Genomic DNA, 15911 nt, shown 5'->3' with positions numbered 1-15911 from the left:
CATTGCTCATATCATTCTGGTGTGTTGTTTGGAGGCATATTGAATAATGATGCTGAAAATCTTCAGCACTTCATCAATTGCCCGCGTAGAGAGAGTAAAATATTCATGACTATCAAGCTTCAACTGACCTCGCTGAAGCACGCGTTTATCAACCATTTCCAGCAAAGCATCTATTTGCTGGCGAATGGCGGTAGAGGATGTTTCCAAGGAAGAAGTCAGATCAGTGTTGTTTATTAATTTAACTTCAGACAGTAATCGTTCAGATGTGGTTTTGACTGAAATACGTAAAAACTCAAGCAAGATTCGGTCAGCGGCCAAGCACGTACCTCGAGCACAAACACCTGATCCGATTGCTCTTGTGTAGCCGAGAGTCTCTGCAACTCGTAAAGTATCAATACAAATTTCGGAAACCCGTGTACATGAGTCGAGCATCAATCGATGTAAATCGTATGCTCTCATGACCTCATCCAGCAGCATGAGCTGACCATCGATCATCAGACTATGCTGTCTGACAATATTCTGTGGCGTCAGATCCCTAGCCAAAGCGTGCTGTTTAAGCCTTGGCCAATGCTCTATGAAAGATTGCCATTGAGGAAAATCTGATAGTGATTGACTCATATCACTACCAATCAGATTGTCGATATCATTCTGTAACTGAATCATTTGTGGCAATAATTTCTCATTCCCACTGACTACCGCATTGCTTGTGCCACGATGTTTTTGGCAATGTTCAACCACCAACCGTAAATGGTTGGTTAGTAATATGCCTCGTTTAACTCGCTGTCTGAGCTGATAACGCTCAGACAGCAGTTTATAAACGATAAAAAGCATGCCAGTGACAACTACGCCACCGATGATCAATGGATACATCTTTGTTCTCCAGTGAAATTAGCTAGAACGGTGTCATTCCCAGGTTGCGAGATAGCCTGCCATAATCCCTAAAGGCGAAATCATTACCATAAAAATCAACTTCACTACTTCTTTCACTACCATCATTAAGTCAACAAAATATCCCATGACATGCTCCTTGCATTAGTGGACTCAGGTAATAAACTGCATAAGGTGTGCCAAAAAAATACTTATTCAAATACAGACACTTAGAAATTTAAGTGGTACATAAACTGCTTCAAAATGGTGTTATTGATAGGACTGATGAACAATTCTGGTGCAGATTAAACAGGCAAAAAAAGCCGGGCAGTGCCCGGCTCAATGAGGAGTATTTTTTAGAACTTTAGCTGTCCGTATAACCAGAATTTATCCGTATCCATCCCACCGAATTCTTTGTCGGCATTGTAGTCGGCATAAGAGATACCTAGCGTGTAATGTTCCATAAAGGTTTTTTGCAACATCACATCAAACTCATTACCCGCATCAAGGCTGCCTTTATACGTTTCAAAATCATGGTACACCGCAATCAGTTTTGCACCTGCCACATTACCCACGACGGTGAAATAAGTATCAATAAGACCTGCGTTTGGCGTGGTTAAAAAGACATCAGCCCAGCCTTGAAAAGCATGGTTCGTCCCTAAAGGTGTTTTAAAACTATAGGTGCCATCACCCTCTTGCACTTCATAAGATAGCTTTGCTAACCAACCTTGATATTTACCACCGAGTTCGAATAAGTAGTAATCCTGAGGGTCCATTTTGCCATCGGCATAGTCATGTTGTGTTGCATACTCCGCTGTATAAATAGCTGCAAAATCTTCATTAACTGGTTTAGCACCGGATAATCTCACACCATAAGTTGCTGTTGCGTTGGCGTTATCTTTAGCCGCATCTTCATAATCCAGCAAATAACTGTAGGCTTCTAATTTGCCAATGGATAAGCCTGAATATTGCACATTAAACAGGTGACTATCCATATCAATCACCCCATCATCTATCAAACCAGCCGTCAAATCATCGCCAAAGATCGTATTCACCTTGTTGATATAGGCATAACTTAATTTAAAATCTTGAATAGATGTATTGCTTAGACTCACAGCATCAAAGGATTGATGATTTTGACGCCAAAGCACATTACCGATAAAACGATGAAATGGTGCATCGCGATAGGTCAGCTCTTGTCTACCTAACTTCACCTCTGTATTAAAACCGTTATAACTCAGATAAGCCTGGTTGACTTCTGTGCCATTCGGATCGGCTATAACTGAGTACTTTTTAACTGCTGTTTGTGGGTACTCTTCATAATTGCCTGCCAAATCCGACACATCTTCGAGTTCAAGAAAGGCACCAAAGCCATGGAAATCACCTGTCTTGTAACCTAAAGTTGTACGTAAGGTGACAGCATCGGTATCTTTTAAACTATTATCCTGATCAACCGACTCATACCGTAAGCGGGCTGAAAAACTGACCTTGCCCCCCGTTAAAGCTTCGTAAAAGCTGTCATTTGCCACGACTGTAGCAGGTAGCAAAGCGATACTCGCCAGTCCTGTACTCAGTAACGACATCACGCTTAGCTTTTTTAGTTTTGGCATTCTTTTTTCCTCTGCAAATTAAGCCACTATTGATAAATAACTGGCTTTAAAATCAACCATGTAACGACTTCACCTCAGCTGCTTCATTGCAGACAGACAGTATTCTAAATAAGGTAGTACTCACCATTAGCGCGCTAATAATTGTTTTAACTCAGGCACACAAGACCCACAATTTGTGCCGGCTTTCAGTTTTTTACCAATCTCATCCACAGAATTAACATGACCGGAATGAATAGCTTCATTGATGGTATTCTGACCTACACCAAAACATGAGCAAACAATTTGTCCTGCATCTTTTTGTCCCTGGCTGGGTTGGCCGACCAGCAAACTGTATCTGTCAGCATCCGACAGACTGCTTAAACTAAATAACTGGGATAACCAGGAACGCGCAGGCAAATCATGACTTGGCGCGATGAAAACAACGCCTTCCAGCCTGTTACGTTTAATTTGTCCAGCTCGATAACGTCCCGCTTTGGCATCAATAAAATCAAGCCATTCGCCCTCTTCCCCTAAGTGTCGTTGTGCCCATTTAGCCGGCTCATCTAATGCATGCTGACCAGCAATCTCATAACGCCAGAATTCAGCACCACGCACTTTCACCCAGTAGTTGGCATCTTTGACCGTGATGGGGTGCCGCGACAAAATAAAGCCATGCCAAACAGGTTTATAGGCGCGTATGCTGACAGGGGTATGTTTCGACTCAGGCTGACCAGAGATAGGGTCATAAACAGCAGCAACTAACGCATCAACCCGTGCCATTGAAGCGTACTGATCACTCCAATGGATGGGGACAAAAATACTGCCCGGCCGTTGCTCATCGGTTACCACAACCCGGACTATCATCTCCCCCAACGACTCTTTATTTCTGCCAGTGAACCATCCACTAGATGGAAATTCGCTGCATCCAGCGGATGAACCTGAACCATCGGCTCCGGAATATGGGCGTTCAATCTGACGGCTCTACCTGTCCGTGTCATGGTATGCCATTGATCACGAATACGACCCGTATTTAAAACTAAGGGATATTCATCTGATACCTGATGATAAGGCAGCTTAGGTTCAACACTGATCATTCTGGCTTTGCCTGAAGGGGTAAAAAACTGCTTATCGCTAAATAATCTGGCAGTACCTTTATCAGCTTTATTGATGACTGGCCACTGTATGGGAATCAGATTGTCGTAGCCCTCATCACTTATATCGGCTAGCCCGGCAATATTAAAGTCACGTACACCATTATTTTCAAAGGCTGACAGTTGGGCATGTTCTCTAAACACATCGGCCGATTTTTCAAATGGAAAAGCAGTCTCAAATCCCATTTTCCTGGCGAGCTGAGTAATAATCCACCAGTCAGGTTTCGCTTCCCCCGGCAAGGGCAAGAATGAGCGCTGACGGCTAATTCGTCTTTCTGAATTGGTTACCACACCGTCTTTCTCACCCCAGGCTGCGGCGGGTAACAAAATATCAGCTAACGCTGTGGTATCGGTATTCTCCTCACATTCAGACACGACCACCAATTCACATTTTTTCAATGCGTCTTTGACCTTATCGGCATCAGGCAGACTCACAACGGGATTCGTCGCCATAATCCAGATAGCTTTGATTTTGCCACTGGCAATCTGCTCAAACATATCAATGGCTTTGGCGCCATTTTCTGTGGCTAAATTATCTGCTTTCCAGAAGCGTGCCACTCGATCATGATGTTCAGGATTAGTAATTTCCATATGCGCGGCTAACTGATTACTTAAGCCGCCCACTTCTCGCCCGCCCATAGCATTGGGCTGACCTGTAAACGAAAACGGCCCCATGCCTGGCTGACCAATACGCCCAGTGGCAAGATGACAGTTGATAATACTGTTACATTTGTCAGTTCCTGTCGTCGACTGATTGATCCCTTGGGAATACACTGTCACGACTTTTTCGGTTGAGGCAAACAACTGATAAAACTTAACGATGTCCTGCTCTTGTAACTCTGTGACAGCGGCCACTTGAGGAATGGAGCCAGCGGATGCTTTTGCTACTGACGTTGCCGAGGCAAAGCCTTCGGTATGCGCTTCAAGAAACTCAAGATCCAGATAATCTTCTTTTTTAGATAGTGCAACAAACCATTAAACAATGTGGCATCAGAGCCTGGCCGCACTGGCAAATGTAAATCAGCAATATCACAAGTGGCTGTTTTACGAGGGTCAATCACCACAACTTTCATTTCTGGGCGATCTTCTTTCGCTTGCTTCAACCGCTGATAAATCACAGGATGACACCAGGCTAAGTTAGAACCAGTCAACACGACAAGATCAGCTAATTCAATATCTTCATAACTACAGGGCACTGTGTCACTGCCAAAGGCTCGCTTGTAAGCCGCCACCGCTGATGACATACACAGCCGTGAATTGGTGTCGATGTTCGCGCCACCAATAAACCCTTTCATCAATTTATTCGCCGTATAGTAATCTTCTGTTAACACTTGGCCCGACACATAAAACGCCACAGACTCTGGACCGTGTTTAGCAATGATCTCACTAAAGCCTCTAGCCACTGATGTTATGGCTTGCTCCCACGAGACTCGCTTGCCATCAACTTTGGGGTGTAGCAAACGGTTACCCAAATCGAGAGTGTCGCCTAGTGCCGATCCCTTAGAACATAAACGGCCTAAATTGGCAGGATGTTCTGCATCACCTTCAATTTGTACTGTGCCAGTTTCAAGTGGGGTTGCTAAAACACCACACCCCACACCGCAGTAAGGACAAGTCGTCTTTGTTGTCGTTTGTTGTTCAGCCAAAATTAGAGACTCTTTATCAGATTACAGAGAAATAAAAACCGTACCGTTTTCAATTTTTGTCTCAAATGTGCGGGTACAGCCTTCATCAGGACCAGTAGCTTCGCCACTATTCATATCAATAACCCAGTTATGCAAAGGACAGGCCACACGGTTATCGTAAACAATCCCCTGAGATAACGGCCCTTTTTTATGGGGGCACTGATCAAATAAGGCAAATATCTGATCACCTGAGGTGCGAAATACCGCCACATCACCCTCGGCTGTCACGAGTACACGTGATCCTTTTTTCGGAATATCGACCAAGGGGCCAACTTCAGTCCAGCTCATAGTTACCTCTACACTACTTGTTTAATCGGGATATAGTTATCTTTGTATTTGGCAGCGTGCTCAGCCCAAGGATCGACCTGTGCATTCTTTTGTGATTCATGGAAACGCTCAGCCAACCGCTTACGATTCACTTCATCATCCACCACAGCTGAAGTCACATGTTTCAAACCAACACGCTCAATCCAAGGTGCGGTACGTTCTAAATAGTGAGCTTCTTCACGATATAACTGCATAAAGGCCGCGCAATATTCCAAGGCTTCTTCTTCGGTGGCAACTTTGGTGAGAAAGTCTGTTGCCCGGACTTTAATCCCACCGTTACCACCAACATGAAGTTCGTAGCCAGAATCAACACAGACAATACCGAAGTCTTTGATAGTTGCTTCTGCACAGTTACGTGGACAGCCAGATACGGCAATCTTGAATTTATGAGGTGTCCAGCTTCCCCATGTCATTTTTTCAGCTTTAATACCCAGGCCGGTAGAATCTTGCGTGCCGAAACGACACCATTCTGATCCAACACAGGTTTTGACTGTCCGCAGGGACTTACCGTAGGCATGACCAGAAACAAAACCAGCATCACTCAGATCTGCCCACATTTTGGGTAAGTCTTCTTTCTTTATACCGAGAAGATCGATTCGTTGACCACCGGTTATTTTGACTGTGGGTACATTGTATTTTTCGGAAATATCTGCAATGGCACGCAACTCTCTTGGATTGGTTACCCCACCCCAAATTCTGGGTACTACCGAATAGGTGCCGTCTTTCTGAATATTGGCATGCACACGTTCATTAATGAAACGTGACTGAGGATCATCCTGATACTCATTTGGCCAGCTACTTAACATGTAGTAATTCAAGGCAGGACGACAGGAGTGGCAGCCATCTTCTGTTTTCCACTCAAGTGCAGACATCAAATCTGGAATGTTTTTCAGTGATTTTTCAATAATCGCGGCTTTGACTTCAGCATGCGACAAATCCGTGCAGCCACACATTGGCTTCTTGCTGGGTGTGTCATTAAAGTCACTGCCCAGAGTAGATGCCAGTAACTGTTCAACTAAACCTGTACATGATCCACAAGACGCTGATGCTTTGGTATGGGCTTTAACTTCATCCAAAGTAAACAAGCCATGTTTTGAAATCGCCTGCACAATGTCACCTTTACAGACGCCATTACAGCCACAAATTTCAGCATCATCAGGCAAACCATCAACCGAGTTAGACGGGCCATGCCCAGAATCACCCAGATGATGTTGTCCAAACAACATATTTTCACGAATATCTGAAATATCTGTGCCATCACGCATCAATTGGAAGTACCAGGCCCCATCTACTGTATCGCCATAAAGTACGGCACCAACCAATTGGTTATCTTTTATTACCAGCTTTTTATAAACCTTTCTGGCTGCATCTTTAAATACCAAATCTTCAGTATCATCATCACCAAGAAAGTCACCCGCAGAAAACAGATCGATGCCCGTCACTTTTAATTTAGTTGAGGTCACTGAACTGATATACCGTGCAATCCCCATTTGGGCCAAATGGTTTGAACACACTTTGGCTTGCTCAAATAAAGGTGCCACCAGACCAAAGGTTTGGCTTCGATGTTGAACACACTCACCTACGGCATAAATTCGTGGATCAAAGGTCTGCATGGTGTCATCTACCACGATACCACGGTCACAATGAATACCGGCTGAGCTGGCTAGTTCGATGTTTGGTCGGATACCCACGGCCATCACAACCAGGTCTGCGTCAATTTCAGAGCCATCTTTAAAGCGAAGTTTTTCGACACGGTCACGACCAATGATGGCTTCAGTCTGATGTTCCATCAAAAACGTCAGCCCTTTGCCCCTAAGTTCTTCCAGCATTAAATCAGAAGCGGGTTTATCCAGCTGCTGATTCATTAACACATCACTAATATGAACAACGCTGACATCCATACCTTGAATCATTAGCCCATTGGCTGCTTCCAGACCCAATAAGCCGCCACCGATAACCACGGCTTTTTTATGGATTTTAGCCGTTTCCAACATCGTATCGACATCGGCAATATCACGGAAACTGATCACCCCCTTTAAATCAGAGCCCGGAATAGGCAACATAAATGGGCGTGAACCTGTGGCTAACAAAAGACGATCATAGTTTTCAGTGCTACCATCATCAGCTGTCACGACTCGATTTAAACGATCAATTCTGGTCACTTTTTTACCAGATAACAGCTTGATGTTGTTATCTTCATACCACTGCAGATCATTAATCATGATCTCATCAATCGTTTTTTCACCTGCCAATACAGGTGAAAGCATAATGCGGTTGTAATTACCGTAAGGTTCTTCACCGAAAACAGTAATGTCATATTTATCAGGTGCGAGTTTGAGCAACTCTTCCAGTGTTCGCACCCCAGCCATACCATTACCAATTAGGACTAACTTCTCTCTCATGGATCTCTCCGTAAATCATTGTCCGCTTACTATGGCAAACACTGTGCCAAAACACTAAGCCATTGATTTTATTAAGAGAGATAACTGAGACGCCTTTAATTAAGTAATTTATATACTTATTTCGCACCAATATGAAATAACTTGCACCATTTGAGTTCAGAGCAAAAAAAGCCCTTCGGTGAAGGGCTTTTTTGGGAATTAATGGTGTTAATTTATGGCTGCATATTCCAGATATGAGACTGAATGACCCATTCACCCTCTTCTGTTTTAGCCAGAACTAATGATAGAACACCGCCGAAGCTAATCTTTTCACCTTCAGCATTTTTACCATCAGCTTGCCAATAGCCTATTTGTGTTATTTGATTATCCGACACATAGATACTATCCGTATCAATACGATGATTTGTGACGCCATTATCGACAAAGCTCTGGAATAACTGACCGATGGCATCTCTACCTTTTAATATAGCGCCATTACCCGGTGATAAGGTGGCATCATTTTTATACAACTGTGTCAGCGCATCTACATCGCCAGCATTAAATGCTTTATTCCATTGAGCATTTGCAAAATCAACTTGATTGTTTACAGATAGCTCCTCAGCTACCACTGGTAGTTGAACAGAAAACATACTGAATAAAAAAACTAAAAACTTCTTCATTACATACTCCTCATAGATATAAACGTATTACTAAACGGATAAACTTAATCAAAAATAGTTAAGTTTTGTTTTAACTTGCCCAGTACTCTCATTAAAGTTTCGCCTTCATTTTTATCGATCACCGACATTAGTTTGCCTAAACGCTGGTAATAATCAGGCATCACATCATCTAGCTGTTTCTGACCTTTTGACGTGAGTTTAATCTGCGTTTGTCGCTTATCTTTTTCATCAACAATTCGTTCTATCAACTTTTCTCGTGACAGACCATCAAGCAGGCCAGTCATGGTCGCACGACTGACACCCGCTTTTTCAGCGAGCTTAGATGGTGAAGAAACAAAGTTATCTTCACGCATCAATAGGATGAGGACCCACCACCGGCCTTGAAGTAGTTGATAGCGACTGAGAAATTCATCCAAACCAATAGAAAGCTCAGAAGCCACTCCTAACAGATGAAGAAACTGCATCACTGCATCAACATCCGCATTGGGGTAACGTGAAGCAAACTTTTCTAATATTGCCTTATCTGGCAAGTCTTTGACTTGAAGCATATCTCATTATAGTTAGCTCCCTAACTGAAAGTAAACCTTTATCTGAAATAAATTCAGCTTCGTTTAAGTTTGGGCCACTAATATGTGAACCGTACCTCAACGAAAGGAGCACAAAAATGAAAAACTTGAAAACAATTAGTTTAATCGGTGCAGCTACTATGATGATGCAAGTGGGTGTTGCTCACGCTGATATGGATGCTGATGATCTTCGTGAAATCAGAAAAATCTCTGAAGGTTTTGGACTTATCTCTTTAGAAGAAGCCCAAGCAAAAGCCCTTGAAGCCAAACCAGGGATTGTTGAAGATGCTGACCTGGAAGATCGTGCCTTTGATAAAGGTTGGGATTATGAATTTGAAATCGTCGACGCCGATGGTGGCGAATGGGAAGTATTAATCGACGCCAAAACCGGTGAAGTTCGTAAAACAACTCAAGACTGGTTCTAAGCCGAAACTGAGGACTGCAGGTGAATATCTACCTGTAGTCCTCCCCATTTCGGGGATTCAGAAAAATGCATTGACCCGTCATAACTCTCGACGATATCAAACACGATTGCTAAACCAAGCCCACTTCCAGGTGTGGTCTCATCCGCTCTGAAGCCGCGTTGAGTCAGTACAGCTAAGTCATCCCCATGGCAACCTGGACCATCATCTTTAACACAGATACGAATACCATTATCGCTATATATATTGAGCTCTATTCTACTGTCACACCACTTACAAGCATTATCAAGAATATTACCCAATAGTTCTAGCAAGTCTTCCCTGTCACCATGAAAGCGCAGTTGTTTATCGACTCGCCAGCTGATATTTAATTCTTTATCTTGATAGATACGTTTCAATGTATCGATAAGGTTGGTCACCATTTCATTTATATCGACACCTTTACCGGGCAACGTCATACCGGAAACACGAGCACGCTTTAACTCTCGGTCGATAATTTGTTTAATTTCATTTGTCTGCGAATAGATTGCCTGCTTGCCTTCAGAATTATGTTGCATCGCTTCTGTATCAGCAATCTGATTCAATAACGTCAATTGCGTTTTTAATCGGTGCGCGAGATTACCAAGTGATTGCCTCGAACGACGGGTTTTAATTACCATACTCGACATTAAACGGTTTAACTCAACCAGCAATGGCCGAATTTCATCCGGTGCATGTTCATCAATTTTTTCAATTTCACCCTGCCCCAACAACTTTAATTCTTGCTTGGCTTTATTGAGAGGTTTCAGAGCAAGCCTAACGATCCAGAATTGAAAAGCTAATAAAGCTAAAACACCAAGCAGAGATAACACCGTAAAGGTCCACTGAAAATGAGACTTATCCTCCAACATCCAAGCGATATCTTCTGCCACTGTAATGGTGATCTGTTTCCCTTGTTTTAGATAGCCAGCAGAAACGGCCATTAGCGGTTGTTCACCAGGGCCTTGAAGATAAAGTGTCGCTTTGGAGCCGATACTTAGAGCAGGTGTAGTGAGATCAAAGTCCCATAAAGATCGTGAAAAAATCTGATGGTCGATGGACTGTATAGAAAAATATAAACCAGAAAAGGCTCGTTGATAGCTGCTGCTCAAACGTCTGCTATCTAAGACGATTTCACCATCAGATTGAATATGAATATGTGCGAGTACGGTTTCCGTCTCTTCTTGTAAACGCGTAATAACCTGTTTTTCAATCAAGCGGTCTATGGTGAAGGTCAGCCATAGCCACTGACCTAATAACAATGCTGCTAAAAAAACAGCCAAGCCAATGGAGAGACGGCTACGGACTGATCGCATCAGTCTTGCTGACCAAAAATATACCCCTGACCGCGACGTGTCATTATCCAGTCTGCTCCGATCTTTTGCCGTAAGCGGTTAACATACACTTCCATTACATTACTATCTTTATCACTATCTAATTGATAGACATGTTCTGTGAGGGTTGTTTTGGAAAGTAACTGCTTTGGATGCAACATAAAGTAACGTAACAGTTTAAATTCAGTACCTGTCAGGCTATGTTTGTCACCATTTTTTACTATGACAGCTTGCTCAGCCTCATCCAATGATAAATCCCCATAGCTCAGGGCACCTGGATTTTGCCCCGTACATCGACGTAAAACGGCATTGATTCGAACAATCAACTCTTCTGTCTGAAACGGTTTGGCGAGGTAATCATCGGCGCCTGCTTTAAAGCCTAAGACTTTATCTTCCCATGCATCTCGTGCGGTGAGAATAATCACCGGGACTGAATTAGCCTGACTTCGCCAGTTTTCGAGTACTTCCAGGCCGGACTTTCCAGGCAAGCCCAAGTCCAGAACGATCAGGTCATAAGGTTCGATTTGTCCCATGGCTTCGCCATCAATACCGTCCGTCGACAAATCCGTAGCAAAGCCTGCTTTGTTGAGAGAATCTTGAAGATTGGGCCCCAATGAAGGGTCATCCTCTACTAATAACAGGCGCATTAATCATCCTCATTTTCCAGATCAACGAATTCACCTGTCTGCGCATCCAGCTCCAGTTCCCAAACCTGACCGTCTTTGTCGAGAATTTCTAATTCATAGACATAACGTTCATTTTCTTTTTCCAAATCCGTTTCAATGACTTGGCCTGGCTTTATCATGGCCGCCTTTGTCAGTATTTCCTGGAGTGGCATGATTTTACCTTCTTTCAATAATTGTCTGGCCACAGTGGCGCTTTCTTCTGCCCGCACAGTTGAAAGGCTGAGCATAGCTATAAGCATCAGACATGAACACAGTGACAATGTCAGAAAGGATTTCATCTTATACACCGCTTTTTACTTGGTTTATCAGTAACGAATATAGCGATTCAAACTTAAATCAAACTGAATAAACCCGGCTTATTGCGTAGTAAAAATTCGAATGACCTCACCATTTTTTAACAAGACGTGGGTACTGCCATCCCTGACGGTCTTAAACATCCACTTTTCAAAATTATCCTGGAGTCTTTCACCATCTTTACCTACTTCTAATGCGGGTCTAACCGATTTTACAACATTACTGGGTTGCCAGGTTTGGCCACACATCAGTTTGATTTCATCAATATTCATACCTATTTCAATGGCGCTTTTACCACAGGAGTAACTATCCAGATACTCACTGCTACCGGCATGAGAAACACCCGAAAAACCAAGGCCTAAGGCGGCTAAACTGAACCAAAATAAACGCATTTTCTCTCTCCACTCTTGTTTATTTTCGGGACAATACCATGAAATAACAGGAAAATCTTGCTACTGTTTATAATCTGATTTAACTGTCCCCAACGATATGCAGGAAATGCATATGTTTTTCGTACTGTATCAGAATGTCATCAATCACTTGCTCTTGATTGTATCCATATAAATCATAATGCTGACTACCCTCAGCCAGGTATACCTCTCCACGGTAATAGCGCTTAGTCTCATCGTCATCATCTTCCAATGCATCCAAAGCAAAACTAGGCATTAAATGTCTGACGCTGTGAACACCATAGACAAAATCTCTTTCACCGCCATACGATACAACTAACTCAATAGAGTCTTTTTTACTGACAATATCAGCATCCACACCCGTTGTTTTTAACTCAGCTGATACTTTTTTCAAAGCAGGCTTCACAACTTCAAGCAGAAAAGTTTGCATAGCTGCTTTGTCAGGATATTCACTCAAGTTCTTCAGGCGTTGCTTCCAACTCACTTGTCTACCTGTGCTAACAGGTGTTTGGGGAACACCAATAATAAGGCGTTTTATGCCTTCCATTCTGAGTCCTTTCATCAAACCAAAGCACATCAGCAACATGATGACGACAAAGGGTAACGCGCCAGCAATCGAAGCTGTTTGCAATGCTTTTAAACCACCAGCTAACAACAACGCTGCAGCAACACAGCCTTCAGTTAAGGCCCAGAAAATACGCTGCCAAACCGGAGGTTTCGGATGACCATTGGATGTGATCATATCAATCACCAAAGAGCCCGAATCCGAAGAGGTGACAAAAAACGTAACAACCAATATCGTCGCTAAGCCAGCCGAGATCATACTAAAAGGCATTTGTTCGAACATGGCATAAATGGCAATGGCATTATTTTCACTTACAGCATTAGATATAACACCAGACAGCTCCCCTAATTCCATATTGATGGCTGTTCCGCCAAAGAATGTCATCCACATGAAGGTGAAGCCTACCGGCACAAATAACACACCTAAAATGAACTGCCGAATGGTTCTGCCTCTTGAAACTCGTGCGATAAACATACCGACAAAGGGTGACCAAGCAATCCACCAGCCCCAATAGAATAATGTCCAGCCACCTATCCAACCGTTAGGATCATAGGCATATAAATTGAAAGTTTTATTCACCACTTCACTGAGATAATTACCGGTATTTTGCACAAACGTTTGTAGTAAAAAAAGCGTTGGTCCAGCAAATAGAACAAACAACATCAATAGAATAGCCAAGCCCAGATTTAGCTCTGATAAACGTTTGATACCCGAGTCTAAACCAGCAATAACTGAAATCGTAGCGAGTACGGTGATGGCAGCAATCAGGCCTATTTGCAGCGAGACAGATTCAGCTGGTAAATCGAACATATAGGTGAGACCAGCATTGACCTGTAACACGCCCAATCCCAGTGAGGTTGCAACACCGAACATGGTGCCCAGTACAGCAAAGATATCAACGGCGTGACCTATTGGTCCGTAAATACGCTCGCCGATTAAAGGGTAAAGTGATGAACGAATGGTCAATGGCAGGTTATGTCTAAATCCAAAGTAAGCTAAAGATAAACCCACGACGGCATAGATTGCCCAGGCATGCAGTCCCCAGTGGAAGAAGGTAATCGACATGGCTTCACGTGCTGCCGCTATATCACCGCCTTCACCTACGGGGGAGCCGAAAAATGCATAATGGGCTCTGCAACACCGAAGAAGAGTAAGCCTATCCCCATACCAGCGCTAAATAACATGGCGAACCATGACAAATAGCCATAATCAGGCTCGGAATGATCAGGCCCAAGCTTAATGGCGCCATATGAAGTCATAGCCAGACCAATACTGAACACTAGAAAAAAACCGACAGCCAATAAATAGAACCAACCAAAAGTATCGACTATCCAGCTTTGAGTATCTTTAAATACGGCTGATGCTGTATCAGAAAAGAAAGCAGCAAAAATAACAAAAGCGATAATTAAAATGGCCGAACCAAAAAATACGGGAGGATTGATTTCTGCTTTGCGAGGTTTTTTATTATCTATCGTCTGCTCGGTCATTACGGACTCTCTCTATGATTATTATTGTAAGTACGAATATTCAGCACCTAGAAGTAGTAGCCAAAATTGATATTAAAACGTGTCTGCCAATCATCATTCTGATTAGCACCGAGACGATCACCAAATGGGTCATCCCCCCGATAAATTCATTACCGTTCGAGGCGCTTAGATCTGTGTAGATGTACCAATTACCACTCGCCCAAGCTGCACCAACTGTTGCTAAGGCACTATCGTTAAAATCATGCTCTTGTTTGAGAAGGACACTGTACTCGACGTAAGGCATGACATAGTCCAACCAAGGCAGTTGGTCAGTATCGTAACGATAACTTAGAGAGATAGCTGGTAACCAGGCTTCAGCCGCTGTGGTACTGGGGAAGTCGTAAGCGCCCATTTGGACTAATTTGTTGGTACCTAAAGGTTGATTACGATCGACATCAAAACGGTAATAAGTCAGTTGTGTAGCCAATGTGAATGCCTGCCATTTATTCAACATATGGCCTGATAATGCGTAATGGTGCCCATCATCCTGCGAGCCACGGCTTTTTAACTGTGAATATTGAAGAGAAAAGCCTAAATCAGTCCCTATTTCGCCATGTTGAAAATGTCTTATGCCACGCAGGTTAAATTGATTTCGTTCTTCGTAACCATCACCCGATTCATTTACCACATCATAAGAATAGCGAGCACTCTGATGAGAGGACCCGGTATATGAACCTTCATCTGAGACGTAATAGGCAACATCCCAATCCCAGTTATCTGTTGATTGATGATATTTGACACCCAAATCCATGTCATCGGACAAACCAAGATAGTAGTGTTGATCAAAAAACCAACTTTGTGAAACACCGTATGGACCTGGGCCGAATGGCACTCTATTTACCCCAACTTGTATTTGCCGATTCTCGTCAAATTGGTATCCCAACCATCCTGTATGAAGAAAGTTATACCCGTTGTACCAGCGGTATTCTAGCTTACCGAGATATGGTCCATTTTCATAATCCAAATTGATACGAAAAGTATCCAAGGCGAAATTACCGCCATCATCAAAAGAACGCGAGGCACCTCCTGTTTCGGGGTAATCACCGACGGCATAATTTGCTCTGATAGCACCGCCCACTTTGAGATGACCAAAACGAATTTTATTGTCAGGTTCTAATGTTGGTTCAGCTCGGGAGAGTTCTTCCAGTTTCGCATTCGAAAGTTGTTTTTCTTGTTCTGCTTTTGCAAGAGCCGCCTGTGTTGATTGTAACTCTGCCTGAAGCGCTTTCAGTCGAGATTGTAACTGCTCGACCGTCTGTTCCTCAGCAGTAACTGACTGCATTGGTAATGCTGCCATAGACGCCACAATGCATTGACTAAAGATCATGCTCCTCGTGGACAAGCTGGCCCTTATTTTCATCATTTATTTTTCCGAGTTGACTGCGGGTATGTGCATGAAATGTTATTCAC

Annotated in this window: 14 protein-coding genes and 2 pseudogenes; 1 reads left to right on the top strand and 15 read right to left on the bottom strand. The window is 43.2% G+C overall.

Annotated elements, in window-relative coordinates; translation table 11 throughout:
• Positions 1-6: 6 nt before the first annotated feature.
• The 9 genes and pseudogenes from QUE24_RS12895 to QUE24_RS12865 form a co-directional block, all read right to left on the bottom strand.
• Positions 7-870: a nitrate- and nitrite sensing domain-containing protein gene (locus tag QUE24_RS12895; protein ID WP_286304221.1), complete on the bottom strand. Its 864-nt coding sequence runs from the start codon at positions 868-870 to the stop codon at positions 7-9.
• Positions 871-1223: 353 nt separating this feature from the next.
• A complete protein-coding gene (locus tag QUE24_RS12890; protein ID WP_286304220.1) occupies positions 1224-2477 on the bottom strand; it encodes an alginate export family protein in 1254 nt (417 codons plus the stop codon).
• Positions 2478-2603: 126 nt separating this feature from the next.
• Positions 2604-3236, bottom strand: a complete 633-nt coding sequence (locus QUE24_RS15865) for a (2Fe-2S)-binding protein (protein WP_350226617.1) — start codon at positions 3234-3236, stop codon at positions 2604-2606.
• A pseudogene (locus tag QUE24_RS15860) lies at positions 3222-4381 on the bottom strand (molybdopterin oxidoreductase family protein); the annotation flags it as partial. The pseudogene QUE24_RS15860 and the gene QUE24_RS15865, both read right to left, overlap by 15 nt.
• Positions 4382-4491: 110 nt before the next feature.
• The gene (locus tag QUE24_RS15855) at positions 4492-5253 is read right to left on the bottom strand and encodes a molybdopterin-dependent oxidoreductase (protein ID WP_350226587.1); all 762 of its coding nucleotides are present in this window, start codon (positions 5251-5253) and stop codon (positions 4492-4494) included.
• A 21-nt stretch (positions 5254-5274) separates the two neighbouring features.
• Positions 5275-5580 carry a nitrite reductase small subunit NirD gene (gene nirD, locus QUE24_RS12880; RefSeq protein WP_286304219.1) on the bottom strand — a complete coding sequence of 102 codons (306 nt, stop codon included), beginning with the start codon at positions 5578-5580 and terminating at the stop codon, positions 5275-5277.
• 8 nt (positions 5581-5588) lie between these two features.
• Complete coding sequence (nirB, locus tag QUE24_RS12875) at positions 5589-8021, bottom strand: nitrite reductase large subunit NirB (RefSeq protein ID WP_286304218.1); 2433 nt, start codon at positions 8019-8021, stop codon at positions 5589-5591.
• Between the two features lie 212 nt (positions 8022-8233).
• The gene (locus QUE24_RS12870) at positions 8234-8680 is read right to left on the bottom strand and encodes a YybH family protein (protein ID WP_286304217.1); all 447 of its coding nucleotides are present in this window, start codon (positions 8678-8680) and stop codon (positions 8234-8236) included.
• A 44-nt stretch (positions 8681-8724) separates the two neighbouring features.
• Positions 8725-9228, bottom strand: a complete 504-nt coding sequence (locus QUE24_RS12865) for a MarR family winged helix-turn-helix transcriptional regulator (RefSeq protein ID WP_286304216.1) — start codon at positions 9226-9228, stop codon at positions 8725-8727.
• Between the two features lie 116 nt (positions 9229-9344).
• On the opposite strand from QUE24_RS12865, the gene QUE24_RS12860 reads away from it, so the two are divergent.
• A complete protein-coding gene (locus QUE24_RS12860; RefSeq protein WP_286304215.1) occupies positions 9345-9671 on the top strand; it encodes a PepSY domain-containing protein in 327 nt (108 codons plus the stop codon).
• On the opposite strand, the gene QUE24_RS12855 is transcribed toward QUE24_RS12860, so the two are convergent.
• The 6 genes and pseudogenes from QUE24_RS12855 to QUE24_RS12830 form a co-directional block, all read right to left on the bottom strand.
• Positions 9668-11002 carry an ATP-binding protein gene (locus tag QUE24_RS12855; RefSeq protein ID WP_286304214.1) on the bottom strand — a complete coding sequence of 445 codons (1335 nt, stop codon included), beginning with the start codon at positions 11000-11002 and terminating at the stop codon, positions 9668-9670. The two genes, QUE24_RS12860 and QUE24_RS12855, sit on opposite strands and share 4 nt — an antisense overlap.
• Positions 11002-11667, bottom strand: a complete 666-nt coding sequence (locus QUE24_RS12850; protein ID WP_286304213.1) for a response regulator transcription factor — start codon at positions 11665-11667, stop codon at positions 11002-11004. The genes QUE24_RS12855 and QUE24_RS12850 overlap by 1 nt, the downstream gene beginning before the upstream one ends.
• Positions 11667-11984, bottom strand: coding sequence for a PepSY domain-containing protein (locus QUE24_RS12845; protein ID WP_286304212.1), 318 nt, complete (start codon positions 11982-11984; stop codon positions 11667-11669). Before QUE24_RS12845 ends, QUE24_RS12850 begins: the two co-directional genes overlap by 1 nt.
• 78 nt (positions 11985-12062) lie before the next feature.
• Positions 12063-12392, bottom strand: a complete 330-nt coding sequence (locus tag QUE24_RS12840) for a DUF2845 domain-containing protein (RefSeq protein ID WP_286304211.1) — start codon at positions 12390-12392, stop codon at positions 12063-12065.
• Positions 12393-12471: 79 nt separating this feature from the next.
• Positions 12472-14462 (bottom strand): annotated as a pseudogene (locus QUE24_RS12835) (BCCT family transporter).
• A 40-nt stretch (positions 14463-14502) separates the two neighbouring features.
• The gene (locus QUE24_RS12830) at positions 14503-15798 is read right to left on the bottom strand and encodes a TonB-dependent receptor (protein WP_286304210.1); all 1296 of its coding nucleotides are present in this window, start codon (positions 15796-15798) and stop codon (positions 14503-14505) included.
• Between the last annotated feature and the right edge of the window lie 113 nt (positions 15799-15911).

It is taken from the genome of Methylophaga marina, from assembly GCF_030296755.1.
Lineage (GTDB): Bacteria > Pseudomonadota > Gammaproteobacteria > Nitrosococcales > Methylophagaceae > Methylophaga > Methylophaga marina.
Note: the sequence above shows the minus strand (reverse complement) of the source record. Positions and strands in the feature narration are given on the sequence as shown.

What these genes read in the sequence shown, in the direction of transcription:
- QUE24_RS12895 (WP_286304221.1), bottom strand. Translation starts at nt 870, where the DNA reads ATGTATCCATTGATCATCGGTGGCGTAGTTGTCACTGGCATGCTTTTT.
- QUE24_RS12890 (WP_286304220.1), bottom strand. Translation starts at nt 2,477, where the DNA reads ATGCCAAAACTAAAAAAGCTAAGCGTGATGTCGTTACTGAGTACAGGA.
- QUE24_RS15865 (WP_350226617.1), bottom strand. Translation starts at nt 3,236, where the DNA reads ATGGCACGGGTTGATGCGTTAGTTGCTGCTGTTTATGACCCTATCTCT.
- nirD (WP_286304219.1), bottom strand. Translation starts at nt 5,580, where the DNA reads ATGAGCTGGACTGAAGTTGGCCCCTTGGTCGATATTCCGAAAAAAGGA.
- nirB (WP_286304218.1), bottom strand. Translation starts at nt 8,021, where the DNA reads ATGAGAGAGAAGTTAGTCCTAATTGGTAATGGTATGGCTGGGGTGCGA.
- QUE24_RS12870 (WP_286304217.1), bottom strand. Translation starts at nt 8,680, where the DNA reads ATGAAGAAGTTTTTAGTTTTTTTATTCAGTATGTTTTCTGTTCAACTA.
- QUE24_RS12865 (WP_286304216.1), bottom strand. Translation starts at nt 9,228, where the DNA reads ATGCTTCAAGTCAAAGACTTGCCAGATAAGGCAATATTAGAAAAGTTT.
- QUE24_RS12860 (WP_286304215.1), top strand. Translation starts at nt 9,345, where the DNA reads ATGAAAAACTTGAAAACAATTAGTTTAATCGGTGCAGCTACTATGATG.
- QUE24_RS12855 (WP_286304214.1), bottom strand. Translation starts at nt 11,002, where the DNA reads ATGCGATCAGTCCGTAGCCGTCTCTCCATTGGCTTGGCTGTTTTTTTA.
- QUE24_RS12850 (WP_286304213.1), bottom strand. Translation starts at nt 11,667, where the DNA reads ATGCGCCTGTTATTAGTAGAGGATGACCCTTCATTGGGGCCCAATCTT.
- QUE24_RS12845 (WP_286304212.1), bottom strand. Translation starts at nt 11,984, where the DNA reads ATGAAATCCTTTCTGACATTGTCACTGTGTTCATGTCTGATGCTTATA.
- QUE24_RS12840 (WP_286304211.1), bottom strand. Translation starts at nt 12,392, where the DNA reads ATGCGTTTATTTTGGTTCAGTTTAGCCGCCTTAGGCCTTGGTTTTTCG.
- QUE24_RS12830 (WP_286304210.1), bottom strand. Translation starts at nt 15,798, where the DNA reads ATGGCAGCATTACCAATGCAGTCAGTTACTGCTGAGGAACAGACGGTC.